This window comes from Streptomyces sp. NPDC000878 (assembly GCF_053599695.1).
Window position 1 is genome coordinate 1 of record NZ_JBSFMT010000106.1, and the last position, 26,049, is coordinate 26,049.

Annotated in this window: 29 protein-coding genes; 18 read left to right on the forward strand and 11 right to left on the reverse strand. The window is 71.0% G+C overall.

Annotated features, from left to right (window positions below; genetic code table 11):
• Both ACWDR4_RS46160 and ACWDR4_RS46165 read right to left on the reverse strand, forming a co-directional pair.
• Window positions 1-626: maltotransferase domain-containing protein (locus ACWDR4_RS46160; protein WP_450417703.1), on the reverse strand; the 626-nt coding region annotated here is incomplete at its 3' end.
• 69 nt (window positions 627-695) lie between these two features.
• The gene (locus tag ACWDR4_RS46165) at window positions 696-992 is read right to left on the reverse strand and encodes a DUF5133 domain-containing protein (RefSeq protein WP_450417743.1); all 297 of its coding nucleotides are present in this window, start codon (window positions 990-992) and stop codon (window positions 696-698) included.
• A 265-nt stretch (window positions 993-1,257) separates the two neighbouring features.
• Between ACWDR4_RS46165 and ACWDR4_RS46170 the strand changes: the two genes are divergently transcribed.
• Window positions 1,258-1,761 (forward strand): pep a2, encoded by a 504-nt coding sequence (locus ACWDR4_RS46170; RefSeq protein WP_450417705.1) that lies wholly within the window; start codon window positions 1,258-1,260, stop codon window positions 1,759-1,761.
• A gap of 101 nt (window positions 1,762-1,862) precedes the next feature.
• Complete coding sequence (locus ACWDR4_RS46175; protein ID WP_450417707.1) at window positions 1,863-2,402, forward strand: hypothetical protein; 540 nt, start codon at window positions 1,863-1,865, stop codon at window positions 2,400-2,402.
• On the opposite strand, the gene ACWDR4_RS46180 is transcribed toward ACWDR4_RS46175, so the two are convergent.
• Complete coding sequence (locus tag ACWDR4_RS46180; protein WP_450417708.1) at window positions 2,385-3,200, reverse strand: VOC family protein; 816 nt, start codon at window positions 3,198-3,200, stop codon at window positions 2,385-2,387. The two genes, ACWDR4_RS46175 and ACWDR4_RS46180, sit on opposite strands and share 18 nt — an antisense overlap.
• Before the next feature lie 164 nt (window positions 3,201-3,364).
• Between ACWDR4_RS46180 and ACWDR4_RS46185 the strand changes: the two genes are divergently transcribed.
• Window positions 3,365-3,694 carry an ANTAR domain-containing protein gene (locus ACWDR4_RS46185; protein WP_450417745.1) on the forward strand — a complete coding sequence of 110 codons (330 nt, stop codon included), beginning with the start codon at window positions 3,365-3,367 and terminating at the stop codon, window positions 3,692-3,694.
• A gap of 167 nt (window positions 3,695-3,861) precedes the next feature.
• Here ACWDR4_RS46185 and ACWDR4_RS46190 read toward each other — a convergent pair whose 3' ends face one another.
• A complete protein-coding gene (locus ACWDR4_RS46190; protein WP_450417709.1) occupies window positions 3,862-4,689 on the reverse strand; it encodes a SigB/SigF/SigG family RNA polymerase sigma factor in 828 nt (275 codons plus the stop codon).
• A 306-nt stretch (window positions 4,690-4,995) separates the two neighbouring features.
• On the opposite strand from ACWDR4_RS46190, the gene ACWDR4_RS46195 reads away from it, so the two are divergent.
• From ACWDR4_RS46195 to ACWDR4_RS46210, 4 genes are all read left to right on the forward strand, one after another.
• Window positions 4,996-5,451, forward strand: coding sequence for a MarR family winged helix-turn-helix transcriptional regulator (locus tag ACWDR4_RS46195; protein WP_450417711.1), 456 nt, complete (start codon window positions 4,996-4,998; stop codon window positions 5,449-5,451).
• The gene (locus ACWDR4_RS46200; RefSeq protein WP_450417712.1) at window positions 5,448-6,335 is read left to right on the forward strand and encodes an ABC transporter ATP-binding protein; all 888 of its coding nucleotides are present in this window, start codon (window positions 5,448-5,450) and stop codon (window positions 6,333-6,335) included. Before ACWDR4_RS46195 ends, ACWDR4_RS46200 begins: the two co-directional genes overlap by 4 nt.
• Window positions 6,295-7,146 carry an ABC transporter permease gene (locus tag ACWDR4_RS46205; protein WP_450417714.1) on the forward strand — a complete coding sequence of 284 codons (852 nt, stop codon included), beginning with the start codon at window positions 6,295-6,297 and terminating at the stop codon, window positions 7,144-7,146. Before ACWDR4_RS46200 ends, ACWDR4_RS46205 begins: the two co-directional genes overlap by 41 nt.
• A 202-nt stretch (window positions 7,147-7,348) precedes the next feature.
• Window positions 7,349-7,906, forward strand: coding sequence for a hypothetical protein (locus ACWDR4_RS46210; protein ID WP_450417715.1), 558 nt, complete (start codon window positions 7,349-7,351; stop codon window positions 7,904-7,906).
• A 62-nt stretch (window positions 7,907-7,968) separates the two neighbouring features.
• On the opposite strand, the gene hemC is transcribed toward ACWDR4_RS46210, so the two are convergent.
• Window positions 7,969-8,904, reverse strand: coding sequence for a hydroxymethylbilane synthase (gene hemC / locus ACWDR4_RS46215; protein WP_450417717.1), 936 nt, complete (start codon window positions 8,902-8,904; stop codon window positions 7,969-7,971).
• Window positions 8,905-8,935: 31 nt separating this feature from the next.
• Window positions 8,936-10,459 carry an MFS transporter gene (locus ACWDR4_RS46220; protein WP_450417718.1) on the reverse strand — a complete coding sequence of 508 codons (1,524 nt, stop codon included), beginning with the start codon at window positions 10,457-10,459 and terminating at the stop codon, window positions 8,936-8,938.
• A gap of 160 nt (window positions 10,460-10,619) precedes the next feature.
• Here ACWDR4_RS46220 and ACWDR4_RS46225 point away from each other — a divergent pair, with 160 nt between their 5' ends.
• On the forward strand, window positions 10,620-11,270 hold the full coding sequence (locus ACWDR4_RS46225) for a TetR/AcrR family transcriptional regulator (RefSeq protein WP_450417719.1): 651 nt from the start codon (window positions 10,620-10,622) through the stop codon (window positions 11,268-11,270).
• A 95-nt stretch (window positions 11,271-11,365) separates the two neighbouring features.
• Window positions 11,366-12,592, forward strand: coding sequence for a cytochrome P450 (locus ACWDR4_RS46230; protein ID WP_450417721.1), 1,227 nt, complete (start codon window positions 11,366-11,368; stop codon window positions 12,590-12,592).
• A 77-nt stretch (window positions 12,593-12,669) separates the two neighbouring features.
• Here ACWDR4_RS46230 and ACWDR4_RS46235 read toward each other — a convergent pair whose 3' ends face one another.
• Together ACWDR4_RS46235 and ACWDR4_RS46240 are read right to left on the reverse strand one after the other, a co-directional pair.
• A complete protein-coding gene (locus ACWDR4_RS46235) occupies window positions 12,670-13,716 on the reverse strand; it encodes a zinc-dependent alcohol dehydrogenase (protein ID WP_450417723.1) in 1,047 nt (348 codons plus the stop codon).
• Window positions 13,717-13,784: 68 nt separating this feature from the next.
• Window positions 13,785-14,708: an SGNH/GDSL hydrolase family protein gene (locus ACWDR4_RS46240; RefSeq protein ID WP_450417724.1), complete on the reverse strand. Its 924-nt coding sequence runs from the start codon at window positions 14,706-14,708 to the stop codon at window positions 13,785-13,787.
• Window positions 14,709-15,021: 313 nt separating this feature from the next.
• Between ACWDR4_RS46240 and ACWDR4_RS46245 the strand changes: the two genes are divergently transcribed.
• The 5 genes from ACWDR4_RS46245 (at window position 15,022) to ACWDR4_RS46265 (ending at window position 18,342) form a co-directional block, all read left to right on the forward strand.
• Window positions 15,022-15,549, forward strand: a complete 528-nt coding sequence (locus tag ACWDR4_RS46245; protein WP_450417725.1) for a MarR family winged helix-turn-helix transcriptional regulator — start codon at window positions 15,022-15,024, stop codon at window positions 15,547-15,549.
• Between the two features lie 63 nt (window positions 15,550-15,612).
• A complete protein-coding gene (locus tag ACWDR4_RS46250; protein WP_450417727.1) occupies window positions 15,613-16,338 on the forward strand; it encodes a response regulator transcription factor in 726 nt (241 codons plus the stop codon).
• Window positions 16,339-16,408: 70 nt separating this feature from the next.
• Window positions 16,409-16,606, forward strand: a complete 198-nt coding sequence (locus ACWDR4_RS46255; RefSeq protein WP_450417746.1) for a ferredoxin — start codon at window positions 16,409-16,411, stop codon at window positions 16,604-16,606.
• On the forward strand, window positions 16,603-17,790 hold the full coding sequence (locus tag ACWDR4_RS46260; protein WP_450417729.1) for an NAD(P)/FAD-dependent oxidoreductase: 1,188 nt from the start codon (window positions 16,603-16,605) through the stop codon (window positions 17,788-17,790). Before ACWDR4_RS46255 ends, ACWDR4_RS46260 begins: the two co-directional genes overlap by 4 nt.
• A 30-nt stretch (window positions 17,791-17,820) precedes the next feature.
• Entirely contained in the window at window positions 17,821-18,342 is a 522-nt protein-coding gene (locus ACWDR4_RS46265) for a MarR family winged helix-turn-helix transcriptional regulator (RefSeq protein WP_450417731.1), read from the forward strand.
• 283 nt (window positions 18,343-18,625) lie between these two features.
• On the opposite strand, the gene ACWDR4_RS46270 is transcribed toward ACWDR4_RS46265, so the two are convergent.
• Window positions 18,626-20,269, reverse strand: a complete 1,644-nt coding sequence (locus ACWDR4_RS46270; protein ID WP_450417733.1) for an MGH1-like glycoside hydrolase domain-containing protein — start codon at window positions 20,267-20,269, stop codon at window positions 18,626-18,628.
• Between the two features lie 95 nt (window positions 20,270-20,364).
• A complete protein-coding gene (locus tag ACWDR4_RS46275; protein ID WP_450417735.1) occupies window positions 20,365-21,138 on the reverse strand; it encodes an SDR family oxidoreductase in 774 nt (257 codons plus the stop codon).
• Window positions 21,139-21,250: 112 nt separating this feature from the next.
• Between ACWDR4_RS46275 and ACWDR4_RS46280 the strand changes: the two genes are divergently transcribed.
• From ACWDR4_RS46280 to ACWDR4_RS46295, 4 genes are all read left to right on the forward strand, one after another.
• Window positions 21,251-21,964: a TetR/AcrR family transcriptional regulator gene (locus ACWDR4_RS46280; protein WP_450417737.1), complete on the forward strand. Its 714-nt coding sequence runs from the start codon at window positions 21,251-21,253 to the stop codon at window positions 21,962-21,964.
• Window positions 21,965-22,048: 84 nt separating this feature from the next.
• On the forward strand, window positions 22,049-22,429 hold the full coding sequence (locus tag ACWDR4_RS46285; protein ID WP_450417738.1) for a DoxX family protein: 381 nt from the start codon (window positions 22,049-22,051) through the stop codon (window positions 22,427-22,429).
• Window positions 22,426-22,893 carry a peroxiredoxin gene (locus ACWDR4_RS46290; protein ID WP_450417739.1) on the forward strand — a complete coding sequence of 156 codons (468 nt, stop codon included), beginning with the start codon at window positions 22,426-22,428 and terminating at the stop codon, window positions 22,891-22,893. The genes ACWDR4_RS46285 and ACWDR4_RS46290 overlap by 4 nt, the downstream gene beginning before the upstream one ends.
• Before the next feature lie 125 nt (window positions 22,894-23,018).
• A complete protein-coding gene (locus tag ACWDR4_RS46295; RefSeq protein WP_450417740.1) occupies window positions 23,019-25,385 on the forward strand; it encodes a SpoIIE family protein phosphatase in 2,367 nt (788 codons plus the stop codon).
• Between the two features lie 30 nt (window positions 25,386-25,415).
• Here the strand turns inward: ACWDR4_RS46295 and ACWDR4_RS46300 are convergent, their stop codons facing one another.
• Complete coding sequence (locus ACWDR4_RS46300) at window positions 25,416-25,850, reverse strand: cupin domain-containing protein (RefSeq protein ID WP_450417741.1); 435 nt, start codon at window positions 25,848-25,850, stop codon at window positions 25,416-25,418.
• Between the last annotated feature and the right edge of the window lie 199 nt (window positions 25,851-26,049).

A 26,049-nucleotide genomic window follows, 5' to 3' on the forward strand; every position in this document is an offset into this window, starting at 1 on the left:
CGCGGGAAGAACTCGTACCAGGCCCCGTACAACGCCCGCTCCCGCTCCACCACCAGCGCCAACGGCTCACTGGCGGTGACCAACTCACGCAACGGGAACCGCGCCAGCACCTCGTCCACCGCCGGGGTCAGCGCCGGCGCGAGGCGATCCGGGACAGGGAGCGAGTCGTCACCCAGGGCTCGTGCGGCGGCCAGCACGACAGCACGGGCCGCCTTCTGCGGCACACCCGCGGCTGCACGCTCGTACAGCTGCGCGCCTTCCTCCAGCATCAGCCCGGTGTCGATCCCGGCCGGGATCTTGATGCCCGCGTGGTGCCGCCAGGTGGTGATCGGGTCGCCCCACGCCTCGACCCGGTAGGTCCAGTGGCCCGTCGCGTCCGGGGTGACGTCCGCGCCCCAGCGGTCGGAGCCCGGGGCGAGTTCACGCATCGGCGTCCAGGGGCCCGGACGGCCCTCCGGGTCGCACAGCACGACATTGGCGCCGACCGCGTCATGGCCCTCGCGGAAGACCGTCGCGGTGACCTGGAAGGTCTCTCCCGCGACGGCCTTCGCCGGGCGTCTGCCGCTCTCGACGGCCGGGCGTACATCCCGGACCGGGATGCGGCCGATGGCCGGAGTCGGGCTCATGGGTCTCACCTCTGCCGTGCTCGGGGAGGGGGCGGGATCGGGACGGGAGTCGTGGGTGGTGCCGGTGGGCTATCCGCCCGCGGCGGTGCGCTGGACGGTGGGCGGAACGTGCCCGGTGAAACGGTCGCTGTGGGTCCAGCCGGCCTGTTCGCGCAGGTACGTGACCAGGCTGGTGCGGAGATAGCGTTCGGCGGCGTGAGCCGCCTCCCGCGCGCACCGCTTCCCCATCAGCACGCACAAGGTGTAGCCCGAGTCCTCGAAACTGTCGCGAGCCGAACGGTCGGACGGGGCCGCGAGCATGACGCGCTCCCACGCCCGGTACTTGTTCAGCTGTCGGGCGACCTCGGCTTTGGCGGGCAGCAGCATGGCGCTGGTCCCCTTCCTCATGACTGACTGCGTGACTGACTGCTTCAACGACTTCTGCGGCGAGACCTTCACTCATGGTGCATGCGTGGCGACCCAGCGTCTTGTTGGGTCTTCAACAACCACAGGGGGCGCTCGTGTTGCACGAATGGACTAGCGCTCCCACTCTGGAGCTGACTCAGAAGCGAACAGTGCTCACGCTTCGCGTTCGGGGCCCGGCCCCGCAGAGCGTGCAGAAGGGTGAGTCCGCCGTGAGGAGCCAACGACGATGAAGACCGCAGAGCCCTGCTACTACCACCTCGACGTGGAGGTCTGTCCCGAACGGGTCGGCCAGGTCGAGCGCATCCTGGCCGCCCACCTCCGCCTCTGGGGCCTGGAGCACCTCGTCGGACCCGTCTGTCACGGCACCCAAATGCTGTTGCGCGCCATCGACGAGCACGCGACCGACAAGCGCGCGGTGATCGAGATGTGGTGGAACGGCCAGCACCTCATCACCGCCATCGCCGAGCACGACCACGACCTGCGCCCCGACCAGGAACTGCGCGGCTGCCTGGCGTGGATCGCCGCCCTGAGCGACGGCTGGGGCTGCTGTGCCACGGACACCGGCGCCAAGATCATCTGGTTCTCGCGCCGGGCCCGCTCCTGCGAAGGCGTCCCGCTGGTCACGACCGGGCCCGCGCCGACCCTCCGGGAGGGACGCCAGGCGCCCCGAGTGGTCCCGTCCTTCGCCGGTGCGACGGGCAGGGCGCGCGACGCCCTCGTGAACGCGTAGGAGCGGCACATTCCGGACTGCCCCGGGGCATAGTGGAGTTGGCACTCTGCCTCGGGGCCGGGGTGGGGCACAGGGGGAGCATCGTGCGCAGGGGGAACACCGTGTTCAGGTACGTCCACTACGAGGTGATCTGCGCGCTCCTCGCGGTCTGCGCGACGGTGGTGAGCGCGGGGGTGGTGTTCGGGGTGGAGGGCGCCCCCGAGACGCCGGGGGGCGTCGGCCGGGCCATCGTCCTCGGGCTGATCCATCTGGTGCTCGTTGCCGGGTTCGGGGTGCTCACCGTCTCCCGGGTCAAGTGGTTCGGTGAAGGGCGGGACTTCGACAAGGCCGCTCCGCTGCGGGATCCGGCCTCCGTCCTGCCGACGCGGGGCGAGGGGTACCGCAACTGCGTCAACGCGCTTCTCTTCGTCTCCCTGGCCGCGTGCGCGGTGGGCGCCGGTCTGTTGTGGGAGCGCGATCTGGCCCTTTTCCCGCTGGTCTTCGCGCCGGTGTGGCTGGCTCGCGGATGGTGGGTCGCCCGCTGGGAGCGGCGGCACGGCCTGCTGCTCTGGACCGGCAGGGTCCGCACCCAGCCGCTGCAGGACGACCAGCGCCTTTACTCGTCGGTCCGGCAGTCGGCGGGCTCAGCGCGGGACGTGTGAGGTCACCGTGAACTGTGCCCCGTCCGGATCGCGCAGCACCGCCTCGAACGGCACCGAAGCGGTGTCGTACCGCAGGACACTGCCGCCGTTGTTCTCGGCGGCCTTGACGCAGGCCGCCACGTCCTCGACCGCGAAGTGGACCTGCCAGTGCGGCCGGATCGTGGGGTCCGGCGCCGCCTCCAGCGCACCCGAGACGATACGGGCCACGACGTCGCCCCGGCTGCGCAGCACGACCTCGTCGCCCTCGTAGTGGACCTCGCAGCAACCGGGACGGTCCGAGGCCCACTCCAGGATCTCGCCGTAGAAGATGGCCGCGTCGAACGCGTCGCGGGTGTGCAGCCGTACGAACGCCGGTGCCGCGCGTCGCCAGGCCTCCCAGCCGGCGAGCAGCTCGCCCTCCCAGATCCCGAAGATCGCCCCGTCCCGGTCGGCCAGCAGGGCCGCCCGGCCGGGCGGGAAGGAGATCGGTCCGACCGCCGTCGTCCCCCCGCGCTCGCGGGCCCGGCCCGCCGCCTCGTCCGCGCTCGGCACGGCGAAGTACGGGATCCAGGCGACCGCCACCTGCCACACGGAGGCCACCGCGGCGATCCCTGCGACCGGTGTGCCCTGCACCAGCGCGACCCGGAAGCGGTCGCCCAGCCGGGCCGAACGCCACCGCCAGCCCAGTACGGCGCTGTAGAACGCCTCCGTGGCCCGCAGGTCGCGGCTCGTCAGACTCACCCAGCAGGGGGCGCCGAACACGGAATGGGTCGAGACGACGTCCGTCGCGCCGCTGGATGGTGTCGTGTCGTGGTTCATGGCACTCGCGTCCTGGTTCCGTCCACCGGCGGGCGCCGGCCGGACACCAGTCTCCGGCCGAACTCCGTCGCGGGCCTGTCGAGTACCCCGATCGGGCCTGTTGGCACCTGGCGGGCCCAGTGGAGACGATGGGAGAGTACGCGGGACGCGACCCGGAGGTGAGCATGTCCATGGACGGTGGCCCGAGCGACGACGACCAGGTCTTCGCCCTGCAGGCCGAGGTCGACCAGCTCAAGGAGGCCGTCACCTCCCATGCTGTCGTCGACCAGGCGATCGGCATGATGGTCGCGCTCGGGCGGGTCACACCGGACCAGGGGTGGGAGGTGCTGAAGGAGGTCTCCCAGCACACGAACATCAAACTGCGCAATATCGCGGAGATGATTCTGACCTGGGGACGGGACGGAGAAATGCCGTCCGCCATCCGTGCCGAACTGGAGGACGCGCTCGACCGCCACGGACCCACCCAGATTCCGGGTGGCGCACCGGACGCCTGACGCTTTTCCTGACCGGGAGTGTGTTTCAACCCCGTCCCTGCGGTGACACCGGGGAGCAGGGCACGCTGAGGAATCGCTCCCGGGAGGGTTCGGCAGTGAGCCCGCCCCCCAGTCGCCCGGCCGCGAAAGACTCGCCCGGGCGACTGGAGTGAGTACGGGGCAGGCCCTCAGCAGGAGGCATCGGCGAGGAGTTCCCCGTCGGACGGTTCGTCGTCGAGGTCGAGTTCCTCGCGTATGCGCGCGCAGCAGGAGCTGAGCAGCCGGGAGACGTGCATCTGCGAGATACCGAGTTGCCCGGCGATCCGGCTCTGCGTCATCCCGCCGAAGAACCGCAGGTAGAGGATGGTCCGCTCACGTTCGGGCAGTGCCTGCAGACAGGGACTGACGGCCGTGCGGTCCACGATCAGGTCGAAACCGGGGTCGGGTCCGCCGACGGTGTCCGCGAGCGCGTACCCGTCGGTGCGCGGCAGCTCCGCCTCCAGCGACAGTACGGAGAAGCACTCCAGGGCCTCCATGCCCGTACGCACCTCGCTCTCGCTCAGCTCGGTGTACGCGGCGATCTCGGCGACGGTCGGGGGCCTGCCCGGGACGGTGGCGGACAGTTCCTTCGAGGCGCTGCGGACCCGGTTGCGCAGGTCCTGGACCCGGCGCGGCACATGCAGTGCCCACAGATGGTCGCGGAAGTGACGCTTGATCTCGCCGGTGACGGTCGGCACGGCGTAGGCCTCGAAGGCGGCGCCGCGTCCGGGGTCGTAGTGGTCGACGGCCTTGACCAGGCCGACGGCCGCGACCTGGTAGAGGTCCTCCAGGGCCTCGCCGCGGCCCCGGAAGCGGACGGCGATCCGCTCCGACATGGGCAGCCAGGCCCGTACGAGGTCGTCGCGGAGGTCGTGCCGCTCCGGTCCCTCGGGCAGCCGGGCGAGGCGTTCGAAGGCGGCGGCGGTGTCGGGGGCGTCGTCGTGCGGATGGCGATTCGTTCTCGTGGCGATACGCATCGCGCGCACCTTCCTCGGTTGGTGCCGACTGGACAGACACCGGGGGAGGGTGCGCTCACGGACCGCACGGAGGTCGGCCGAAGGCCCGGCGAACCGGCTCCCACGGACGTGCCTCCTGTCCGAAGCACTGAAAGGGGAATTCCCGCTCCCGGTGACATGGAAACAAAACGCCATAAAGCATGACTTTCTGTTTCTCGATGATCGCCGTGCGAATTCGCGGTACGGAAGATGCTGAATACATGTTCTTGACCCGTCCTTTCCTTCCCTGTTCCCTCAATACCTCTGACACAGAGCTAATCTCGGCGTGTGGAACCAGCGACCTTCGCGGACGAACTCGCCGACGCGCTTCTCGGAGTGCAGCGGCTCATCCGGCGCCGACTGCGCAGCGGGACGAAAGTGCCCCGGCTGCGGGGCGCCGAGGTCGAGCTGCTGCGCCTGGTCATGGACCGCCCCGGCATCGGCATCTCGGAGGCGGCCAGGGAGCTGTACCTGGCGGGCAACTCCGTGTCGACGCTGGTGAACCAGCTGGTCAAGGACGGCTATCTGATCCGCGGTACGGACCCCGCCGACCGGCGGGCCGCCCGGCTGCTGCCCGCCCCGGCGGCTGAGGCACGCCTCAGGGACTGGCGGGAACGGCGCACCGCTCTCGTACGACGGCAGGTGGCGCGTCTCGACGACGCCGACCGGGAGGCCCTGCGGGCCGCACTCCCGGCCCTGCGGAAGCTGGCCCGGAACCTGCGCGAGGAGGCGGAGGAGACATGACGTACGACAGGACCACCGAGAAAACCCGGTTCGCCGAGACCACCGACGGCCGGGAAGCCGTCAGCTGTACCGGACTCGTGTACGCCTTCGGGGAGACCAACGCCGTCGACGGGCTCGATCTCACGGTCCGGGAAGGCGAGGTGTTCGGCCTCCTCGGACCCAACGGCGCGGGCAAGACCACGGCGATCCGCTGCGTCACCACGCTCCTGCCGGTTCCCGCCGGCATGGTCCGCGTCTTCGGGCGCGACGCCGCCGGGGACCGGATGGCGGTGCGCCGGCTGCTCGGGTACGTACCGCAGCAGCTGTCCGCCGACTCCGGGCTCACCGGGCGCGAGAACGTCGTCCTGTTCGCCCGGGTCTTCGACGTCCCGCGCCGCGAGCGCGCCGAACGGGTCGGCCAGGCCCTGGCGGCGGTCGGCCTCACCGACGCGGCCGACCGGCTCGCGGGGACGTACTCCGGTGGCATGGTGCGCCGGCTCGAACTGGCCCAGGCGCTGGTCAGCGCGCCCCGGCTGCTCATCCTCGACGAACCGACCATCGGGCTCGACCCCATCGCCAGGACGGGCGTGTGGGAGCACATCGACGCCGTGCGCGCCGCCACCGGCATGACCGTCCTGGTCACCACGCACTACATGGACGAGGCCGACCAGTACTGCGACCGCGTGGCCCTGATGCACCACGGCCGCATCCGCGCCCTCGGCACCCCCGACGAACTCCGCGCGGGGCTCGGCGAACGGCGCCGGGCCGAGGGCGCGTCCGACACCGCCCCGCCGCCCACGCTGGAGGACGTCTTCCGGGACATTGCCGGCAGCGGCCTCGACGAACGGTCAGGAGACTTCCGCGATGTCCGCAGCACCCGCCGCACCGCTTCCCGTGTCGGCTGACCCCGCCGTCCCGAACCTCCTGCTCGTACCGCCCACGCCCAGGACGGGCTGGCGCCTGCTGCCCGCCCGGGTCGGCGCGATGTGCGCCGTCGAACTGCAGAAACTCCGCCACGACCGCACCGAGCTGTACACCCGGGCCATCCAGCCCGCCCTCTGGCTGCTGATCTTCGGCGAGACCTTCACCCGGATCAGGGCGATCCCGACCGGCGGCATCCCCTACCTCGACTATCTGGCGCCCGGCATCATCGCCCAGTCCGCGATGTTCATCGCCATCTTCTACGGCATCATGATCATTTGGGAGCGGGACGCCGGAATCCTCACCAAACTCCTTGTCACCCCGACCCCACGCGCGGCCCTCGTCACCGGCAAGGCCTTCGCGGCCGGGGTGAAGGCACTCATCCAGGCCGTCGTCGTGATCGTCATCGCCGCCCTGCTCGGTGTGGCCCTGACCTGGAACCCGCTCAAGCTGCTCGGAGTCGCCGCGGCCGTCGTCCTCGGCTCCGCCTTCTTCTCCTGTCTGTCGATGACGATCGCCGGGATCGTCCTCACCCGCGACCGGCTGATGGGCATCGGCCAAGCCATCACCATGCCGCTCTTCTTCGGCTCCAACGCCCTCTACCCGGTGAGCGTGATGCCGGGCTGGCTCCAGACGATCAGCCGGATCAACCCGCTGAGCTACCAGGTGAACGCCCTGCGCGGGCTCCTCCTCGGCACCCCGTCCAACCTCGCTGTCGACTTCGGGGTCCTGCTGGTCGCCGCCGTCCTCAGCATCGTGGCGGCCTCCTCGCTCCTCGGCCGGCTGGCCCGCTGAACGCCGGTCACGACCATGCACCGGAACGTGATGTGCGGCACGCGCCGACCTGGTGTCGGACGGCTCTTCGGCGGATTTCCGCTGCACACCGCTTGATCAGTGATCAAGGGGGCGAATTCGCTGGCCACAGCGCATTCCGCTCATTTGACTGTGCGCCGGGCACAAGGATAGGAAGCAGCCATCCGAGGTCGAGAGGTGGACTGTGCGCGAGCCGAACGTGGTCGGGGACTGGCACGAGTACGACGAGCATGCCGGCCTGCGTGTCCGCGTCCACCGCCTGGTGGCGGCCGAACCGCCGCGCGGGCGCGACGACGCCGCCGAGGGGCTGACCTATTTCAGTCTCCGGGTGACCGTCGAGAACCGTGGCGACCGGCACTACGGCGTCCACCTGGAGGACGGTCAGGTCGACGTCCGGCTCGGCTCCGACGGCGAGGGCGCCTTCATCGACTGGCGGAACTCCCAGTTCATCGAGGGCTTCGACGTTCACCCGCTGCGCCGCGCCACGGCCGTCCTGTACGCCGCCGGCCCGGAGGCTTCCCTGGCGCAGGTCGACGTGCAGATCCAGCTGCGGGTCGAGGACGAGTGGACCGCCCGGCACCTCTGGGCGGGCGGGATCGGCCTCCCCGAGGACTTCACCGGCGCCGGCAGCCACCACGGCACGGCCCGGGACGGCGTGGCCGTCCAGGTGAGCAACTTCCTGAAGGAACAGCGGGACCTGAGGGAGCCGCGGGACCAGAAGGGCCAGACGGAACCCACCTGAACGACCGATACCGCCCGGCGCGCCGGACGGTATGAGTAGTTCCTTCTTCTCGTTCCCGTTCCTCAGTGCGCGATGTTGTCGATCAGCTCGCGCGCGCCCTGCCGCAGCAGCGCCACCGCCACGGACGTGCCGAGCGTGGCCGGATCAAGGCGGCCCGCCCATTCGTGGGCGTTCAGCTGGGTCTTGCCGTCCGGGGTGAACACACAGGCGCGCAGGGAGAGTTCGCCGTTGCGGGACACCTTCGCGTACCCGGCGATCGGGCTGTTGCAGTGCCCCTGGAGGACGTGCAGGAACATCCGCTCGGCCGTCGCCTCCCGATGCGTGTCCGGGTCGCCGAGGCCGCTGACCGCGTCGATCAGCTCGTGGTCGCCCTCACGGCACTGGAGGGCGAGGATGCCCGCGCCGATCGGCGGAATCATCGTCTCGGGGGAGAGGACCTCGCTGACCACGTCCATCCGGCCGATGCGCTCAAGGCCGGACACCGCGAGGAGGAGCGCGTCGGCCTCGCCTGCCGCGAGCTTCTCCAGCCGCCGGTTGGCGTTGCCACGGAACGGCACGCACTCCAGATGCGGGTGGGAGGCGGCCAGTTGGGCGATCCGGCGCACCGAGGACGTACCGATCCGGGTGCCGTCCGGCAGCTCGTCCAGGGTCAGGCCGCCCGGGTGGATCAGGGCGTCGCGGATGTCGTCCCGCTTGAGGAACGCGGCGAACATCGTGCCCGCCGGGAGCGGCCGGTCGGCGGGCACGTCCTTGACGCAGTGCACCGCGAGATCGGCCTCACCGGCCAGCAGCGCGGCGTCGACCTCCTTGGTGAACGCACCCTTGCCCTCGACCTTGGACAGATCGCCCATCCACTTGTCACCGGTCGTCTTCACGGGGACGACCTCGGTGCGCACGTGCGGGTGGACGACGGCCAGCTCGGCACGTACCCGCTCCACCTGGGCGAGGGCCATGGGCGAGTCGCGGGAGACGATACGGATCAGTTCAGGGACGGACATGCCGACACGATAGACCCTCCGGAGCACCCTCCTACTCCGAACCGGTCGCTTCGTCGCGGGAGTTCGCACCCGGCGCGGAAGCCACCAGCCGCCCCTCGGCGGGCTCCACGGCCGGTGCGGTCGCCTGCCCGCGGGGCAGGAAGGAGGCGAAGCCGAAGGCCAGCACTGCGGCCCCGGCACCGATGCCCATCACCACCCGGAACCCGTTCTCGGCGGGCAGCGGCACTCCGCCGAACGAGGTGGTCATCCGGGCCAGTACGACGCCTGCCACCGCGCTGGACACCGCCGTACCGATGGACCGCATCAGCGTGTTGAGGCTGTTCGCGGCGGCCGTCGCCGAGACCGGGACCGCCCCCATGACGAGCGCCGGCATCGCGCCGTACGAGAGTCCGACACCCGCTCCGATCACACAGGAGACCAGGACGAGCTGCCAGACGGTGGCCATGAGGAACAGGCTCAGGCCGTAGCCGGCGGCCACCACGAGGGCGCCGGTCATCAGGGTGACCTTGGGGCCCTTGGTCCTGGACAGCCGGGCCGAGAGCGGGGCCGTCGCCATCATCACCAGGCCCTGCGGGGCCAGGACCAGGCCCACGGTCAGCATCGTCCGGCCCAGACCGTATCCGGTCGCCTCGGGCAACTGCAGGATCTGCGGAAAGACCAGCACCATCGCGAACATCGAGAAGCCGAACACGAGCGACGCGAGGTTGGTGAACAGCACCTGGCGGCGGACCGTGGTGCGCAGGTCCACCAGCGGCTGCCCGGCGCGCAGCTCCCAACGGCCCCAGGCCAGCAACACGACGACCGCCGTGAGCAGCAGACCCAGGGTCCGGGCGCTGCCCCAGCCCCAGCCGGCGCCCTTGGAGATCGCCAGCAGCAGACACACCAGCGCCGTCGACAGACCGGCCGCGCCCACCACGTCGAAGCGCCCGCCCGTGCGCACCGGCGACTCCGGCACGATCCGCACGACGAGCGCGGTGGCGACGACGCCCGTGCCGGCGGAGGCCCAGAACAGGACATGCCAGTCCGCGTGATCGGCCAGGAGCGCGGCGGCCGGCAGACCGAGGGCGCCGCCGACCCCGAGCGACGCGCTCATCAGCGCGGTGGCACCGGCGAGCCGCTCGCCCGGCAGCTCGTCGCGCATGATGCTGATGCCGAGCGCGATCACCCCGGACGACATCCCTTGCAGGGTCCGCCCGACCAGCATCGGGGCCAGGCTGTCGCTGAGGGCGCAGACCACCGAGCCGGCCACCAGCAGGGCCAGGCTCGCCAGCAGCATCCGGCGCTTGCCGTACATGTCGCCCAGCCGCCCGACGACCGGCGTCGCGACGGACCCCGCCAGCAGGGTCGCGGTGATCGCCCAGGTGGCGTCCGAGGGCGAGGCGGCGAGCAGTTTCGGCAGCTCGGGCAGCAGCGGGATCACCAGCGTCTGCATCAGCGCCACGACGATCCCCGCGAAGGCCAGGACCGTCACGACGGCGTTCGCCCGCAGCGGTCCTGGCACCCCCGATTCGGCCGGACCGGACGAATCCGCAGGTCGGGCAGGTGCTTCGGACATGTCGTCGCCTCCGAGCGAACGGTTTCCGTCAAGTTAAGTCAGCTGCTTGACTTAGGCTAGCCACAGGAGTTGCCTGATCGTGCGGGGTTGAGGAAACGCCCGGCGACCGGAGGGACCGCTCGTCGCAGGCCGTACGAGGTCCCAGTGAGGTGGTGACGCGATGCCGGCCAGAACGGTGCGGGAGGAGCGGGTGGGCGCGACCCGCGAGCTGATCCTCACCGCGGCGGAGCGGCTCTTCGCCGAGCGCGGTGTGTACGCCGTGTCCAACCGCCGGGTCAGTGAGGCGGCCGGCCAGGGCAACAACGCGGCGGTCGGCTACCACTTCGGCACCAAGGCCGACCTCGTACGGGCGATCGTCCGCAAGCACGCCCGGCAGATCGAGGAGGTGCGCCATCGGCTCCTGGCCGGACTGCGCGCCGACGCCGACCTGCGGGACTGGGTGGACTGTCTGGTCCGGCCGATCCCCGAACACCTCGCGGCCCTCGGCAACCCCACCTGGTACGCGCGGTTCTGCGTCCAGGTCATGGCCGACCCCGCCCTCTACGAGATCATGACCGAGGAGGCCCTCGCCTCCCCGAGGCTGCGGGAGATCATCGACGGCCTGAACCGCTGTCTGCCCCACCTCCCGGCCGACGTCCGGGCCGAACGGGGCGACATGGCCCGCCACTTGATCCTGAACATGTGCGCCGAGCGCGAACGCGCCCTGGCCGACCGCGCCACCACCCCTCGCGCCAACTGGCACGACACGGCCACCGGCCTGGTGGACGCGATCGTCGGCCTGTGGCTGGCACCGGTCACCCACACCGGATGACCACCGGGAGAAACACCGGGAGAGACACCGAAGGGAAGCAGGCGACACCACGTACGAGGCACCGTTCCCCCACTCACGGAGTACCGGAGTACGTCATGACGAGCACAGCCCATCCCCCCACCGCACACCCGGCCGAGGTCCCGGAGTTCCCCATGGCCCGGGCGGCCCGCTGCCCCTTCGACCCCCCACCGGTCCTGCGGGACCTCCAGCAGGACGCCCGGCTGCGCAGGGTCCGGCTGTGGAACGGCAGTACGCCCTGGCTGGTGACCCGGTACGAGGACCAGCGGACCCTGCTCGGTGACCCCCGGGTCAGCTCCGACCCGGCGACCCCCGGCTACCCGCTGTCCAGCGCCGTGACCGGTGAGACGAACATCAGCTTCATCCTCAAGGACGACCCCGAACACGCCCGGCTGCGCCGGATGGTGACGGCGGCCTTCACCGTGAAACGCACCCGGGCGATGCGACCCGGCATCCAGAAGCTCACGGACGACCTGATCGACAGCCTGCTGGCCGGCCCCCGACCGGTCGACCTGGTCGAGGCGTTCGCCCTGCCGCTGCCCTCCCTGGTCATCTGCGACCTGCTCGGAGTGCCGTACGCCGACCACGACTTCTTCCAGGACAACAGCAGGATCCTGATCAAGCGGGACATCGATCCCGAGGAGCGCCTGGCCGCCAGCACCAATCTGCTCACCTACCTCGACGACCTGATGGGCGCGAAGATCGCCGCCCCGGGCGACGACCTTCTCTCCGGCCTGGTCGGCCGTATCGAGGCAGGGGAGCTGAGCCGCAACGAGGCGGCCCAGATGGGCGTCCTGCTCCTGGTCGCCGGCCATGAGACCACCGCCAACATGATCGCCCTCGGCACCCTCGCCCTGCTCCAGCACCCCGGCCAACTCGCCCTGCTGCGCGACTCGGACGACCCGAAGCTGATCGCCTCGGCGGTGGAGGAACTGCTGAGGTACCTCAACATCACCCACAGCGGACGGCGTCGGGCGGCCCTGGAGGACATCGAGTTCGCGGGGGAGGTCATCCGGGCCGGCGAGGGCATCATCGCGCCGAACGACATCGCCAACCGGGACGCCGACGCCTTCCCGGACCCCGACCGCCTGGACCTCACGCGCGACGCCCGCCGGCACATCGCGTTCGGGTTCGGGGTGCACCAGTGCCTGGGCCAGCCGCTGGCGAGGCTGGAACTGGAGGTCGTCTACGGCACGTTGTACCGCCGCATCCCCACCCTGCGCCTGGCCACCGACCTGGAGAACATCACGTTCAAGCACGACGGCTCGGTGTACGGGGTCTACGAACTCCCGGTCGAGTGGTGACACCCCGTACGTGACGGCGGGGCCCGGGGAGCCGTGTCTCCCCGGGCCCACGCCCGCTCTCTGCCCTACCTGTCGTCCTACTTGTCGTTCTGGTCGTCGAAGGTGACGACGACCTTTTCGGCGGCTCCGGGGGTGAGGGCGAGGGTGAAGGCGGTGTCGACCTCGTTGAACGGGATGCGGTGGCTGATGAGCTTGGCGAAGGTCTCGTGGTGCTCCACGATCTCCGGGGTCACCTCGAAGATCTCCGTGGGGTAGCCCTGGGAGGCGATGAGGGTGAGTTCGCTGCGGAGCATGCCGCCGAGGTCGATGTCCGAGCCCTTCTTCTGTACGGCGACCATGACGAGCTTGGCCTTCCACTTGGCGGAGTCGACGACGGTCTGGATGACGGCGGGTGCGCCGGCGGCGTCGATGTAGATGTCGGTGCCGGGGCGGGGCTGGCCGAGGGCGTTGGCGGCCTGGCCGTGCAGTTGCGTGAGCCGTTCGGTGACGTTCTCGGTCTTGGAGTTGATGACGGCGTCGGCGCCGATGGCGAGGGCCGTCTCCAGGCGTTCGGGGATGACGTCGGCGACGACGACGTGCTTGACGCCGCGCAGCTTGAGCCAGATCGTGGCGCCCAGTCCGATGGGCCCGGCGCCGAAGACGACGACCGTGTCGTCGGGAGTGGCCTCGGAACGGTTGACGCAGTGGCGGGCCACCGCCATCGGCTCGTTCAGCGATGCGACGTCGAAGGGGACGGTGTCGGGGAAGACGGTGACCGTCTTGCCGACCTCGCAGTCGTCGAGGAGCAGGTACTCGCTCATCGCCCCGTGCGCGCCACCACAGCCGATGATGCCCGAGGACACGCCCTGCGGGTTGACGACCACCCGGTCGCCGACCTTGAGGTCCTTGACCTCCGCGCCGAGTTCGACGATCTCGCCGGCGGGTTCGTGGCCCAGGGGGATCGAGCGCATGGAACCGTCGGCGCCCGGCATGCCGCCGAGGTGGAGGAAGAAGGTGTCGGTGCCGCAGATTCCGCAGGCGCGGATGCGCATGAGGGCGTCCTTGGGTCCGGGGACCGGACGCTCGACATCGACGACCTCGACCTTGTCCTTCGCGGTGTGCACGGACTTCATCGTGGTGGACATGGGTGACTCGCCTTCTGAGTACGGGAACTGATGATTTCGTGGGGGGAGATCCGGGAGTCGGGGGGCGTTCACCCCGACATATTGAGGGCGCGTACGACGGCATCGGCCATGCCACGCTCACCGCGCTCGTTGGGGTGAACCGGGGCCGCGTCCGCCGCCGGCATCAGGGGCTCGATCCAGCGGGTGTCCTGAGCGGCACAGGCGTCACGGCCGACGGAAGGGCCGTAGGTGTCGACGTACACCGCCCCGGCGGCCTCGGCCCGCTCGCGCAGCACGCTGTTGAGCTGCCGTTCCCTGGCGTCCAGGAACCGCACGTCCTCGGGAGCGAGAGTCATGTCGTCGTCGCAGCCGTTTCCGCCGGACGGCAGGATCGCCGGGTAGCCGACGACGTACACCTCGGCCCGCGGGGCCCTGCGCTTCACCTGCGCCAGTGCGGTGGCGAGGCGGGTGCCCGCCCTGTCGATCCTGAGCTGTATCTCGTCCGTAGCACCTGAGTCGTACGCCGTGCGACAGGGCGCGTCGTTCCCGGTGAACCTGCCGCTGCCGGTCAGCCGGTAGACGACGCCCTTCTTGACGCACTCCTGGACCGTGGCGGCGAAGCCGATGTCGTTGCCGCCCACGCCGAGGGTGACCAGCCCGGTCCTCGCGGAGAGCGCGGACAGCTGGGCCGGGTTCACGCCGTCGTCCGTGGACTGGGCGGAGGAGAGGTCGGCGATCCGGGCGCCGCTGCAGCTCATGTCGCGGAAGTCGGCCGCGTCCAGGGCCAGGTGCTTCGCGACCAGAGAGGGGTAGTTGCGGTCGGAACGGTCGCAGCCGGCGGGCTTCCCGGTCCGGGCGGGAATCCTGGGGCCGGAGGTGTAGGAGTCGCCCAGCGCGACATACGGACCCTGCGGCGGGTCCGGGTCGTCGTCGCCTCGTCCGACCGCGAGCGCGGTGACGAGCGCGCCGCACGCGACCGCCCCGGCCAGTCCGGCTCGTACGAAGGTCCTCATCGGGGAATTCCGCCTTCCGTCTCCAGGTGTCCTCGGACCCGGCGCCGGACGGGGGGAGTTGTCCGGAGCCGGGTCCGAGGGCCGCGCCGTTCCCCGTCCCCACGGGTGTGGCGCGGCGGGGCCTCCTCCGCTCAAGGCGGCCCCGGTCTCGGTGCCCGCGGGCTCTTCGCGTCGCGGGCTTCAGTGATTCCCTTTTGCTTGAGTCAGGCAAGCATATGTGAGTTACTTGAGTCAAGCAAGCTAAATGTCGAGCCGGGGAGGAGGGTGGGTCATTTTGCTTGAGTCACGCAAGCAGACTGCTAGGGTGGCGTCCATGCCCACACCACCGTCAGCGGAAGTCCCCGCTCCGGCGGCGACGGACGTGGCCGAGATCGACCGCAATCTCAACCGGATGGCTCACCTGGCCAACCACTCCAGGGAGCACGGACGGCTGAGAGAGCTGGCCGGCATCCCGCTGGAGCGCTCCGCCGTGGTGCTCCTGCGGCAGATCGCCGACTCCGAACCCCTGCGCCCGGGGGAGCTGGCGAACCTGCTGGCGGTGGAGGCCTCGCACATCACCCGACAGGTGCAGCGCCTCCAGGAGGCCGGTTACGTCACCCGCGTACCCGACCCCCACGACCGCCGCGCCCAGCGCATCCGGCTCACCGTGGCGGGCGAGGAGGCGGTCGTCCGGATCCGGGAGGTCAAGTGCCACTCCATGCGGATGGCCCTGGAGGGCTGGTCGCCCCAGGAACTCCGGCGCCTGGCCGCCTTCGTGGACCGGATGGTCGACGATCTGCTCGCGTACGCCATCGAGCCGGACGACGGCCGCGGGCCCCTCGTGCCCCACCCCACCCCCTGACCGCACCGGGCGGTCGACCGCGGTGGCTCGCACAGCTGTCGAGACGTGAAGCGTGGATCCAACATGAACGGTCTTTCCATGGTGAGCATCAGCGAGAAACCGGCGCCGGTCCAGGGTGACGGACAGCACATCCTGATCATCGCCGGTGATCCCGCGATCGCCGAACTGCTGTCGACCACACTGGAGTTGGCGGGCTATCTTGTCACCGTGGCGGGCTCCGGAACCGAGGCACTGACCCGGCTCGGGGGCTTCCGCTTCGACCTCGTGGTGCTCGACCTGACACTGCCGGACCTGGACGTGCTGGCGCGGCGGCATCGCGTCACCGGTGAACGTCCGGCGGTCCTCTTCCTCGCCCCCGCCGACTCCCTGGGCATGCTGCTGTCGGCGATGGGCCGGGTCGGACAGGACTACGTGACCACGCCGTTCCGTGTCTCCGAAGTCCTGGTCCGCGTCCAGGTGCTGCTGCGCGGCTGGAGCCCCGGACGACAGCTGAGGGTGCTGTCGTACGGCGATCTGGCCCTGGACGACACCATCTGCGAGGCGCGCCGTGGGCCGCGTCCGCTCGATCTGACCCCGGCGGAGTACCGGCTGCTGCGCCATCTGCTGGTCAACTCCGGAAAGGTGCTGTCGAAGGAACAGATCGCCCGGCACGTCTGGGGCGAGTACCGGGGCGGCAACGCGATCGAACAACTCGTCTCCCGGCTGCGCCGCAAGGTGAACCAGGAGAGACCGGCGCTGATCCACACCCGCCGGGGTTTCGGCTACTGGCTCGGCGGTTCCACGCCGTGACCGGGGCCGGACGTCCAACGTTCAACCCGTACACACAACGACGAACACGACCAGGAGCACTGACATGACCATGCGAGTGGAGTTAGACGAGCCCAAGTGTGTCGCCTCGGGCCAGTGCGTGATGGCCTCGCCGGAGGTCTTCGACCAGCGCGACGAGGACGGCATCGCCGTCGTCCTCGACGAGACGCCCGCGGACGGACTCCTCGACAGCGTCCAGGAAGCCGTCGCGATCTGCCCGGCGGCGGCCATCCGGCTGGTCGAGCAGTGAGGCGAATCCTGGTCGTCGGTGCTTCGGCGGCCGGACTGGCGGCAGCCGAAACGCTCCGGCGCCAGGGCTACGACGGCACACTGACCCTCGTCGGGGACGAACCCGAGGCCCCGTACGACCGTCCGCCGCTGTCGAAGCAGATCCTCGCGGGGGAGTGGCACCCCGAACGCCTGGCGCTGCGTGAGCGGTCCGACCTCGCCGCGCTCGACCTCGATCTGCGCCTCGGCACCGCCGCGACCGCCCTCGAACCGGCCGACCGCACCGTGCTGCTCGCCGACGGCACCCGGATTCCGTACGACGGGCTGATCGTGGCAACCGGCGTCCGCCCGCGCCGACTGCCCGGCGAAGGGGCGCACGTCCTGCGCACCCTCGACGACGCCCTCACCCTCCGTGACCGACTCGCGCCCGGCCGCCGTCTGGTTGTGGTGGGCGCCGGTTTCCTGGGTGCCGAGGCCGCGGCCGTGGCCCGGGGGCTCGGCGCCCAGGTCACGCTCCTCGAACCGGCGCCCGTGCCGCTGGCCCACGCGGTCGGCGAGGAGGTCGGGCGGATGCTGTCCAAGGTCCACCTCGACCACGGCGTCGACCTGCGCACCGGTGTCGGTGTGAGCGAGGTGACCGAGGACGGGGTACGCCTCGCCGACGGCGAACTCCTCGAAGCCGAGGAGGTGTTGGTGGCCGTCGGCTCCAGCCCCAACACCGAGTGGCTGGCCGGCAGCGGTCTGACCCTGGACGACGGTCTGGTCTGCGACGAGTACTGCGCGGCGGCCCCTTTCGTGTACGCGGCCGGTGACGTGGCCCGCTGGTACAACCCCCTGTTCGGCACCCGGATGCGGATCGAGCACCGCACCCATGCCGCCGAGCAGGGCATGGCGGCGGCCCGCAACCTCCTCGACCCGGACGCACGCAAGCCCTTCGCACCGGTTCCGTACTTCTGGTCCGACCAGTACGACATGAAGATCCAGGCATACGGCTATCTGCGCGGCCACGACCAGGTCGCCGTCGTCGAGGGCGATCTGACGGAGCGCCGGTTCCTGGCCGCCTACCGCACGAGTGACCGGCTGGTGGGCGTCCTGGCGGTCGGTATGCCGCCGAAGGCGATTCGCCGGTGGCGGCAGGCCATCGCGGTGGGCACCGCCTGGCATGATGCCGTGGCGGGAGCGGCCCCGGCGGCGGAATTTACTTGAGTTACGCAACGAGATGGTAAACTTGAGGGTATGTCCACACCGCCATCCAAATCCGCTCCTGCCCTGAAGGATGTGGCCGAGATCGAACGAGCTCTCACCCGCATCTCCTATCTGGTCAGCCGTGCCCGTCAGCACGACCGTCTGATGGCGGTCGCCGGGGTTCCGCTGGACCGGGCCGCGACCGCGCTCCTGCGGCAGATCGCCGACTCGGAACCGATGCGCCCCGGGGAACTCGCCAACCGGCTCGCCGTCGAGGCCTCCCATGTCACCCGCCAGGTGCAGCAGCTCCAGAAGGCCGGTTACGTCACCCGCGTACCCGACCCCGACGACCGTCGTGCCCAGCGCATCGAGCTGACCGCCACGGGTGAGGAGGCCGTCGACCGCATCCGGGATGCGAGCCGCCGCGGTATGCAACTGGCCCTCGGCAGCTGGTCCGCCGAGGAACTCCAGCAGCTCGCCGGTCTGTTCCACCGGATGGTCGACGACTTCCTCGCCTACTCCTTCGAGGAGGAGGGCGAGGAGGGCGCCGCCGAGCCGGTCCCCAGCGCCTGACACACCGTCCAGTGCCGTGTCGCACCGTCCCCGCGGTGCGATCGGCCGGGGCCTGTCGGCAGCCGACGACAATGCCGCTGAGGGTCTCCCTCTGGGGGGCGTGCCAAGTCCCGCGCCTGCGGCGGATCACGCCGACTTCAGCTGCGGCGTTGTACGACTGCATGTGTGCGTGCCACGCCCCAGGGCGGAGGAGGGAGTCGACGCGGAGCGTCGGCGAGTGACGACAACGTGGCAGATGTGCGTGCCAGACCCCGCGTCCGCGACATGATCCGCCGAACTGGCCCTAGTCCCCGTCGAGTACCAGTTCGACCGTGTGCCGGCCCGTTCCGGTCGCGGTGAGAACCGGGGCGCTCGGCCGGCCGTCCACCGTGCAGGAGCGCACCCGGTTTCCGGCGCCGGTCAGTGCGATGTCCAGCGTCAGGTCCTGCCGGCGCAGGCCGCGCAGCCGGACCGGCCCCCAGCGGCGGGGCAGGCACGGTCTCAGCCGGACGGTGTCCGCAGAGTGCTCCAGGCCGATCAGGCCCTCGTGGACGAGGCGTAGATACGCGGTCGCCGACCAGGTCTGGTGCGGCTGCGAGACGAAGTGCTCGGGTCTGCCGCTCGCACCGCTCTGCCAGCCCCCGTCGACCTTTCCGTTCACCGAGTCGTACACCTCGTAGAAGTCGCCCCCGCTGCCGGTGACGAGATCCGCGAAGGTCTCGACGGCGCGCGCGAACTGCTCGGTCCTGCCGGCCCCGGCCGCCGCCAGCCCGTACAGGCCGTGCACCATCGGCCAGACCATCACGTTGTGCCGTCCGGGACGGCCGGCGCCGAACCGGGCGAAGTGCGGCCAGACGTTGACGATGCCGTGCGGTTGCCAGTGCGCACCGTCCAGGATCTGTCGCGCCCGCCGCTCCTCGGCCACCCCGAGCAGCACCGCGAGCGCGAGCCCGGCGCCCTCCTGCGAGGTGTCGACACGGCCCGCGAGGGGGCCGCCCCCGTGCACGAGATACGCGTACGTCCCCGCTTCCGGCCGCCACAGCTGCCGGTCGATCGCCGCCCGCAGCCGCTCGGCCGCCACACGCCACGCCGCCGCCTCGACCGGTCTGTCCAGCGCGTCGGCCATGGCCGCCAGCGCCGAACGCGCGCCGTAGTACAGGCAGTTCGTCGACAGGCACAGCAGATCCGCGGTGTGCGGATGGTCCAGGACGAAGGACGAACGGACATCCACGGCCGAAAGCGGGTCGGGATATCCGGAGATCCCGTCGTTCATGAACCCCGGGCCCCGGAAGAGCCCGTACGAACCGTTGAAACTGTGCTCCTCGCGCTCCTTCATCGTGTGCACGGACGTCTCGTACGCCCTGGCCAGGAAGTCCTGGTCACCTGTGACCTGGTAGTGGTGCCGGGCGGCCACGATCCACGCGACCTGGTCCCACCACTGGTTGTCCTGCTGTACGACCAGCCCGTCCGGCCCCCGGTCCACCACCGACCACAAGGTGTTGCGCCCGATGTCCGGTGCCAGCAGGGAGACCGCGCTCCACGCGTTGACGGCCGCGTCCCGGGTCCACCGCTGCGGCGCCGGATAGCCGGCCCCGGCCCGTACGAGGGTGCCGGGAGGGTCGGTGAGCAGTCCGGCCCTGTCGTAGACCGCAGGATCCGCCGCGATGGTGTTGCGCTCGGAGACGTCCGTGAGCGCGGACGCGTAGAGCTTGCCGAGTCGTCGCTGGGTGGCCGGGTCGTCGAAGGTGAGTGAGGGCATGGTGTCCCCGATCCTGGAGGTCACGGCACGGGTGCGGGCGGCGGTGGCCGGCGGTGAGGCTGGGACCGGTGCGGCGCCGACTCCGGCCGCCGTGAGCGCCGTACCGCTCGCGGCCTTGAGGAATCCCCGTCGGCAGACCGGGCCTCCTCTGCCGTCCCGGTCACCGGTGTTCTGCTCCGCAGCCGCCATGGTCATTCCTCCCCGCACCCCGTGAACCGTGTGGCTCCCGGAGCCTGGAGAACGACGGCACCGCGCGGACGGTGACGTGCCGGGGCGCGGGCGGATCAGGCGATGCCTCCGTTCGCGCGCAGTACCTGGCCGTTGACCCAGTGGCCGGTCGGGCCGACCAGGAAGGACACGACCGAGGCGATGTCCTGCGGTGTGCCCAGGCGTTCCAGCGGGGGCTGGGCGGCCAGGCGGGCGACGGTCTCCTCGTCCTTCCCGTCGAGGAACAGATCGGTGGCCGTCGGTCCGGGTGCGACGGCGTTGACGGTGATGTCCCGGCCGCGCATCTCCCGGGCGAGGATCAGTGTGAGGGCCTCGACGGCCCCCTTGCTCGCCGCGTAGGCGCCGTACCCCGGGAAGGACAGTCCGAGGACCGACGTGGAGAAGTTGACGAGCGCTCCGCCCGGCCGCAGCCGGCGCGCCGCCTCCCGGTCGACGACGAACGTGCCCCGGATGTTGGTGCGGTGCACGGCGTCGAGTTCGTCCAGGTCGAGGTCGGCTATCGGGGACAGGGCCATCCGGCCGGCCGCGTGGACGACGGCGTCGACACCGCCGTACGTACTCTCCGCGAGGTCGAACAGGCCGCTCACGTCGGCCTCGTCCGCGACGTCGGCGCGGGCGGAGAGCGCGGTGCCGCCGGCGGCCTCGATGGTGCGGACGGCGTCCTCGGCGGCCTCCTTGTTGCCCGCGTAGCCCACCACCACGGCGAATCCGTCGGCGGCGAGCTGCTGGGCCACCTGGCGCCCTATGCCGCGCGAGCCGCCGGTGACGATCGCGACGCGCGGGCCGGTGAGGGGGCGGTCGGACGGAGGCGTGCTGGGCTGACTGGTCATGACGGTTCCCTTCGTAGCGACGCTACGGTCGATTCGTATCGACAGTATCACGGAATCGTAGCGATGTTAATGGGTGCTCGTAACGTCGCTACGCATGCCGTACCGTGAACACATGGACGCGAGAGAGAAGATCCTGGACGCCGCCACGGAACTGCTGGCCGGGGCGTCGGCCGCCGATGTCTCGACGCGCGCCGTGTGCGAGGCCGCGGGCGTGGGAGCGCCGATGCTCTACCGGCTCTTCGGAGACAAGGCGGGGCTGCTCGCAGCGGTGGTCGACCGGGGATTCGAGCAGTACCTCGCCTCCAAGCGCGCCGCCCGCCCCAGTGTCGACCCGGTCGCCGACCTCAAGCGTGGCTGGGACAACCACATGCGGTTCGCGTTGGACCACCCCAACCACTACCGCCTGATGTACTCACCCGAGCTGACCGCACCCCCCTCCGCCGCGAAGGAGGCCCACGCCCTGCTGCACGGCGTGCTGGAGCGGTGCGCGGCGGCCGGACTGCTGACCGTCCCCCCGGAGGTCGCCACCCGGGTCGTCATGGCGGCGAACGTCGGCGCGGCCCTGTCCATGCTCACCAGACCCGAGCAGTACCCCGACATCCGGTTCGCCGCCCGGCTGCGCGACTCGGTGATCGACTCCATCACCCGCCCCGCAGGCACCGGCGAGCCTCGCGACACCGGCCGGGGGAACGCCGTACCGACGGCGGCGGCCACCCTCGCGGCCCGGCTGCGCGCCGAACCGCCGCAGCAGCTCACCGTGGTGGAGGCGGCGCTGCTCCAGCAGTGGCTGGGCACCCTCGCGGAACCCGGTGAGCCCCCGGCCTGACCACGGGCGACAGTCGAACACCCGCCTCTCCGCCCGTAATTACCGTCCCGTAGGATCGCCCGGCACACCATCCGAGGAGGAAGCGTGCCACGGTCCCAACGCTCGCCCCTGCTGCTCGCCGGTCTGCTGGCCGCCGCCGGCGTCACTCACTTCGTCGCGCCCCGCCAGTACGACGCGATCGTGCCGCGCGCCCTGCCGGGCACGCCCAGGACCTGGACGTACGCCAGTGGTGTCGCCGAACTCGCGCTGGCGGCCGGGGTGGCGCTGCCGCGCACCCGGCGGGTCGCGGCGCTCGCCACGGCGGGCTTCTTCGTCGGGGTGTTCCCGGCCAACGTGAAGATGGCCGTCGACTGGCGGAACCGGCCCGCAGCCCTGCGGACCGGTGCCATCGCGCGGCTGCCGCTCCAGGTGCCGCTCGTCCTGTGGGCACGCAGTGTCGCGAAGAACGGAGAGGGCCGGTCATGACACGCAAGGTGAACGTCGGCGACAAGATCGAGGACTTCGAGCTGCCCGACGAGAGCGGGGCGCCCCGACGGCTGTCCGAACTGCTCGCGGACGGGCCGATCGTCCTCTTCTTCTATCCCGCCGCCCTGTCGGCCGGCTGCACCGCCGAGGCCTGTCACTTCCGGGACCTGGCCGCCGAGTTCGCCGCCGTCGGCGCGCGGCCGGTCGGGATCAGCGGGGACTCGGTCGACCGTCAGCAGGAGTTCGCGCAGAGCCACACGCTCGGCATGCCGCTGCTGTCCGATGTCGACGGGACGGTCCGTGAGCTGTTCGGCGTGAAGCGCGGCTTCTCGATGATCCCCACCAAGCGGGTCACCTTCGTCATAGCCCAGGACCGCACGGTCCTGGAGGTGGTGACGAGCGAGCTGCGGATGAACACCCACGCGGACCGTGCCCTCGCCGCACTCCGCGCGCATCAGGGCTGACTCTCCCGCCTGGCGTTTCCCACTGGTCCCTTCTGTCCGGTGGAGGGACAGGTTCCGCCAAGGCGCCGTGCCGAGGTGGGTCATCTGGGTTGATGCCAGGGAGCCCAGGGACCATCCTGGGGCGTATGAAACAAGTCGCCGCCGCGGTGATCGTCGATGCCCGAGGCATGGTGACGGGATGGAGTGAGGGTGCCCGGCGGTTGACGGGACACACGGCCGAGGCCGTCGTCGGACGTCCGGCCGCCGAACTGCTCGCCGAGCCCCTGTCGCCGACGGCGCTGACCGAGCAGACCGGAGTGGTCGCGCTCCGCCACCGGGACGGCCACCGGGTCGAACTCGCCGTCAGCGTCTGCCCCGTGCTGGGCGAGGACGGCGGCGCACGGGGATTCGTCGTCACCGCCCTCCCCGAACCGACGGCACCGGAGCCGTGGGCGACCGCGCAGGGGCCCGCCTCGCTGGGGCGGGCGATCAGGCAGGCCTCCGTGGCGATGTCCTCCTTCGACACGGACCAGCGCTACCTATGGCTCAACGACGCCGCCTGTGGCCTGATGAAGGCCGAGGAGCAGGCCCTGGTCGGACAGTTCTACGCGGACGTCAACTTCGTGCCCGACGACCGGATCAGCGAGGGATTCCTGCTCAACCTGCGCGAGGTCACCCGCACCGGCGTCCCCGTGCGCTATGAGACCTTCGGCATCAACGCGGACGACGGCCGCGAATACGCCTGGAGCCTCGAAATGTGGCCGGTGCGCGACGACTTGGGCGCCGTCACCTCGGTGGGCATCGCCGCGTTCGACAGCAGCGAGGAGCACTGGGCGCGGCGGCGGCTCGCCCTGCTCAACGAGGCCGCGACCGCCATCGGAACCACCCTCGATGTCGTCCGCACCGCCGAGGAACTCGTCGAAGTGGCTGTGCCCCGGTTCGCCGACTTCGTCAGCGTGGACCTGCTCGACTGGGTGCTCGGCGCGGAGGAACCCGCGACGGCGGCCGACGAGATCGTGCTGCGCCGGGTCGCCCACGGTTCCGTCACCGAGGGCACCCCGGAGGCCGTCATACCGCTGGGCGCGAAGGACACCTACCCGCCGTCCACCCCGCCCGTGCGGGCGATGGCGGAGGGCCGGGCGCTGCTCGGCCGGGCCGGCGAGCGGGCGTTCGACGAGTGGGTGGCGGAGCGCAACGCCCGCGAGCCCGTCGGCCGCCCGTACCGCAAGGGCGTCCACTCCATGGTCACCGTGCCGCTGCGGGCCCGCGGCACCACGCTGGGCGTCGCCGTCTTCCTGCGCATCGCCCGCCCCGACCCCTACACCGACGACGACGTCGTCCTCGCCGAGGAACTGGCCAGCCGCGCCGCCGTCTGTGTCGACAACGCCCGCCGGTTCGCCCGTGAACGCACGACCGCGCTGGCCCTCCAGCACAGCCTGCTGCCCCGGGGACTGCCCGGCCAGGCGGCCGTCGAGGTCGCCCACCGCTATCTGCCCTGCGGGTCGGTGGCAGGCATCGGCGGCGACTGGTTCGACGTCATCCCGCTGTCCGGCAGCCGGGTCGCCCTCTGCGTCGGCGACGTCGTCGGTCACGGCATCCAGTCCTCCGCGACCATGGGACGGCTGCGTACGGCCGTACGGACCCTCGCGGACGTCGATCTGCCGCCGGACGAACTTCTCACCCACCTCGACGACCTGGTCACCCATCTGGCCGACGAGGAGGACGGCGACGACGTCGCCGAACTGGGCGCCACCTGTCTCTACGCCGTCTACGACCCGGTCTCGCGCCGGCTGACCCTCGCCTCCGCCGGACACCCGCCGCCTGCCGTAGTACCGCCCGGCGGTGTCCCCGAGCTGATCGAGGTGGCGGCGGGACCGCCCCTCGGCGTCGGCGGTCTGCCCTTCGAGGCGACCGAGCTGAAACTGCCCGAGGGCTCCCTCCTCGCCCTCTACACGGACGGCCTGATCGAGGACCGCGACCGCGACATCGACCACGCCACCGCCGAGCTGTGCCGCGCCCTGAACCTGCCCGGCGCCTCGCTCGACGCCGTGTGCGACGCGGTGCTCAAGGCCGTGCTGCCCGAGCAGCCGGGGGACGACGTGGCCCTGCTGCTCGCCCGTACGCACGCGCTGGGCGCCGGCCGGGTGGCCACCTGGGACATCCCGCAGGACCCCGCGCACGTGTCCGTCGCCCGCCAGGCCGCGATGGAGCAACTGGCCGCCTGGGGGCTGGAGGAGGAGGCCTTCGTCACCGAACTCGTCGTCAGCGAACTGGTCACCAACGCCATCCGGTACGGCGAACCGCCCATCCAGCTCCGGCTGATCCGCGACCGCGCCCTCATCGTCGAGGTCTCCGACGGCAGCTCCACCTCACCGCATCTGCGCCGGGCGCACGCCTACGACGAGGGCGGCCGTGGCCTGCTGCTCGTCGCCCAGCTCACCCAGCGCTGGGGCAGCCGCCAGACGGGCACCGGCAAGACGATCTGGGCGGAACAGCCGCTGCCCGCCGAGTGATCCCCGTGGCCGGTCCGGTCCGGCGGCCGGTCACTCGAAGTCGCACCCGGGGTTCGGCGCGTCCTCCGAGAAGGGCGAGCCGTGCGGCAGTACGTACAGGACGTCCAGTACGACGGGTTCGGTGCCGAGATTCCGGCCGATGTGGACGTTCCCGGGGCCGGCCGGCTCGCTGATCGTGCTGCCCTGCGGATACACGCCGTCCGACGCGCAGGTGGCGTCGAAGTGGCTGAGGGTGCCCTGCTTGACGAGACCGTAGAGCGGGCCGTCGTGGTAGTGCCAGCCGGTGGCCTGGCCTGCGGGGATGGTGATCTCCCGCAGGGTGTAGTCGGTGTCGCCGATGGTGGTCTGAGCGATGATCACGCCCGAGACTCCCGGCCCCGGCGGCGTCGCCTGGGCGGTGCCGCCTACGAGGACCGCGGCGACGGTGACGGCTCCGGCCGTGGCGGTACGAAGCAGGTTGCGCATGGTGGGGGTCCCCTCAAGGGCGAGAGTAGGAGCGCGCCATGACATCTCAGGATGACCCTAAGGGGCGGTGCGGTCGCCGGGAAGAACGCCGGTGGAGGAAAGAGGGGTGACGCGCCCGGGGGACAGGTCGCGCCGGCCATGACCGACACGCCCACGCAGTTGTTCATCGGCGGAGCCTGGGTGGACGCCGCGGACGGTG

Excerpts from the sequence above, each read along its gene's own strand:
- ACWDR4_RS46165 (WP_450417743.1), bottom strand. The coding sequence starts at position 992 with ATGCTGCTGCCCGCCAAAGCCGAGGTCGCCCGACAGCTGAACAAGTAC.
- ACWDR4_RS46170 (WP_450417705.1), top strand. The coding sequence starts at position 1,258 with ATGAAGACCGCAGAGCCCTGCTACTACCACCTCGACGTGGAGGTCTGT.
- ACWDR4_RS46180 (WP_450417708.1), bottom strand. The coding sequence starts at position 3,200 with ATGAACCACGACACGACACCATCCAGCGGCGCGACGGACGTCGTCTCG.
- ACWDR4_RS46185 (WP_450417745.1), top strand. The coding sequence starts at position 3,365 with ATGTCCATGGACGGTGGCCCGAGCGACGACGACCAGGTCTTCGCCCTG.
- ACWDR4_RS46190 (WP_450417709.1), bottom strand. The coding sequence starts at position 4,689 with ATGCGTATCGCCACGAGAACGAATCGCCATCCGCACGACGACGCCCCC.
- ACWDR4_RS46200 (WP_450417712.1), top strand. The coding sequence starts at position 5,448 with ATGACGTACGACAGGACCACCGAGAAAACCCGGTTCGCCGAGACCACC.
- ACWDR4_RS46205 (WP_450417714.1), top strand. The coding sequence starts at position 6,295 with ATGTCCGCAGCACCCGCCGCACCGCTTCCCGTGTCGGCTGACCCCGCC.
- hemC (WP_450417717.1), bottom strand. The coding sequence starts at position 8,904 with ATGTCCGTCCCTGAACTGATCCGTATCGTCTCCCGCGACTCGCCCATG.
- ACWDR4_RS46220 (WP_450417718.1), bottom strand. The coding sequence starts at position 10,459 with ATGTCCGAAGCACCTGCCCGACCTGCGGATTCGTCCGGTCCGGCCGAA.
- ACWDR4_RS46225 (WP_450417719.1), top strand. The coding sequence starts at position 10,620 with ATGCCGGCCAGAACGGTGCGGGAGGAGCGGGTGGGCGCGACCCGCGAG.
- ACWDR4_RS46230 (WP_450417721.1), top strand. The coding sequence starts at position 11,366 with ATGACGAGCACAGCCCATCCCCCCACCGCACACCCGGCCGAGGTCCCG.
- ACWDR4_RS46235 (WP_450417723.1), bottom strand. The coding sequence starts at position 13,716 with ATGTCCACCACGATGAAGTCCGTGCACACCGCGAAGGACAAGGTCGAG.
- ACWDR4_RS46240 (WP_450417724.1), bottom strand. The coding sequence starts at position 14,708 with ATGAGGACCTTCGTACGAGCCGGACTGGCCGGGGCGGTCGCGTGCGGC.
- ACWDR4_RS46245 (WP_450417725.1), top strand. The coding sequence starts at position 15,022 with ATGCCCACACCACCGTCAGCGGAAGTCCCCGCTCCGGCGGCGACGGAC.
- ACWDR4_RS46250 (WP_450417727.1), top strand. The coding sequence starts at position 15,613 with ATGAACGGTCTTTCCATGGTGAGCATCAGCGAGAAACCGGCGCCGGTC.
- ACWDR4_RS46255 (WP_450417746.1), top strand. The coding sequence starts at position 16,409 with ATGCGAGTGGAGTTAGACGAGCCCAAGTGTGTCGCCTCGGGCCAGTGC.
- ACWDR4_RS46265 (WP_450417731.1), top strand. The coding sequence starts at position 17,821 with ATGTCCACACCGCCATCCAAATCCGCTCCTGCCCTGAAGGATGTGGCC.
- ACWDR4_RS46270 (WP_450417733.1), bottom strand. The coding sequence starts at position 20,269 with ATGGCGGCTGCGGAGCAGAACACCGGTGACCGGGACGGCAGAGGAGGC.
- ACWDR4_RS46275 (WP_450417735.1), bottom strand. The coding sequence starts at position 21,138 with ATGACCAGTCAGCCCAGCACGCCTCCGTCCGACCGCCCCCTCACCGGC.
- ACWDR4_RS46280 (WP_450417737.1), top strand. The coding sequence starts at position 21,251 with ATGGACGCGAGAGAGAAGATCCTGGACGCCGCCACGGAACTGCTGGCC.
- ACWDR4_RS46290 (WP_450417739.1), top strand. The coding sequence starts at position 22,426 with ATGACACGCAAGGTGAACGTCGGCGACAAGATCGAGGACTTCGAGCTG.
- ACWDR4_RS46295 (WP_450417740.1), top strand. The coding sequence starts at position 23,019 with ATGAAACAAGTCGCCGCCGCGGTGATCGTCGATGCCCGAGGCATGGTG.
- ACWDR4_RS46300 (WP_450417741.1), bottom strand. The coding sequence starts at position 25,850 with ATGCGCAACCTGCTTCGTACCGCCACGGCCGGAGCCGTCACCGTCGCC.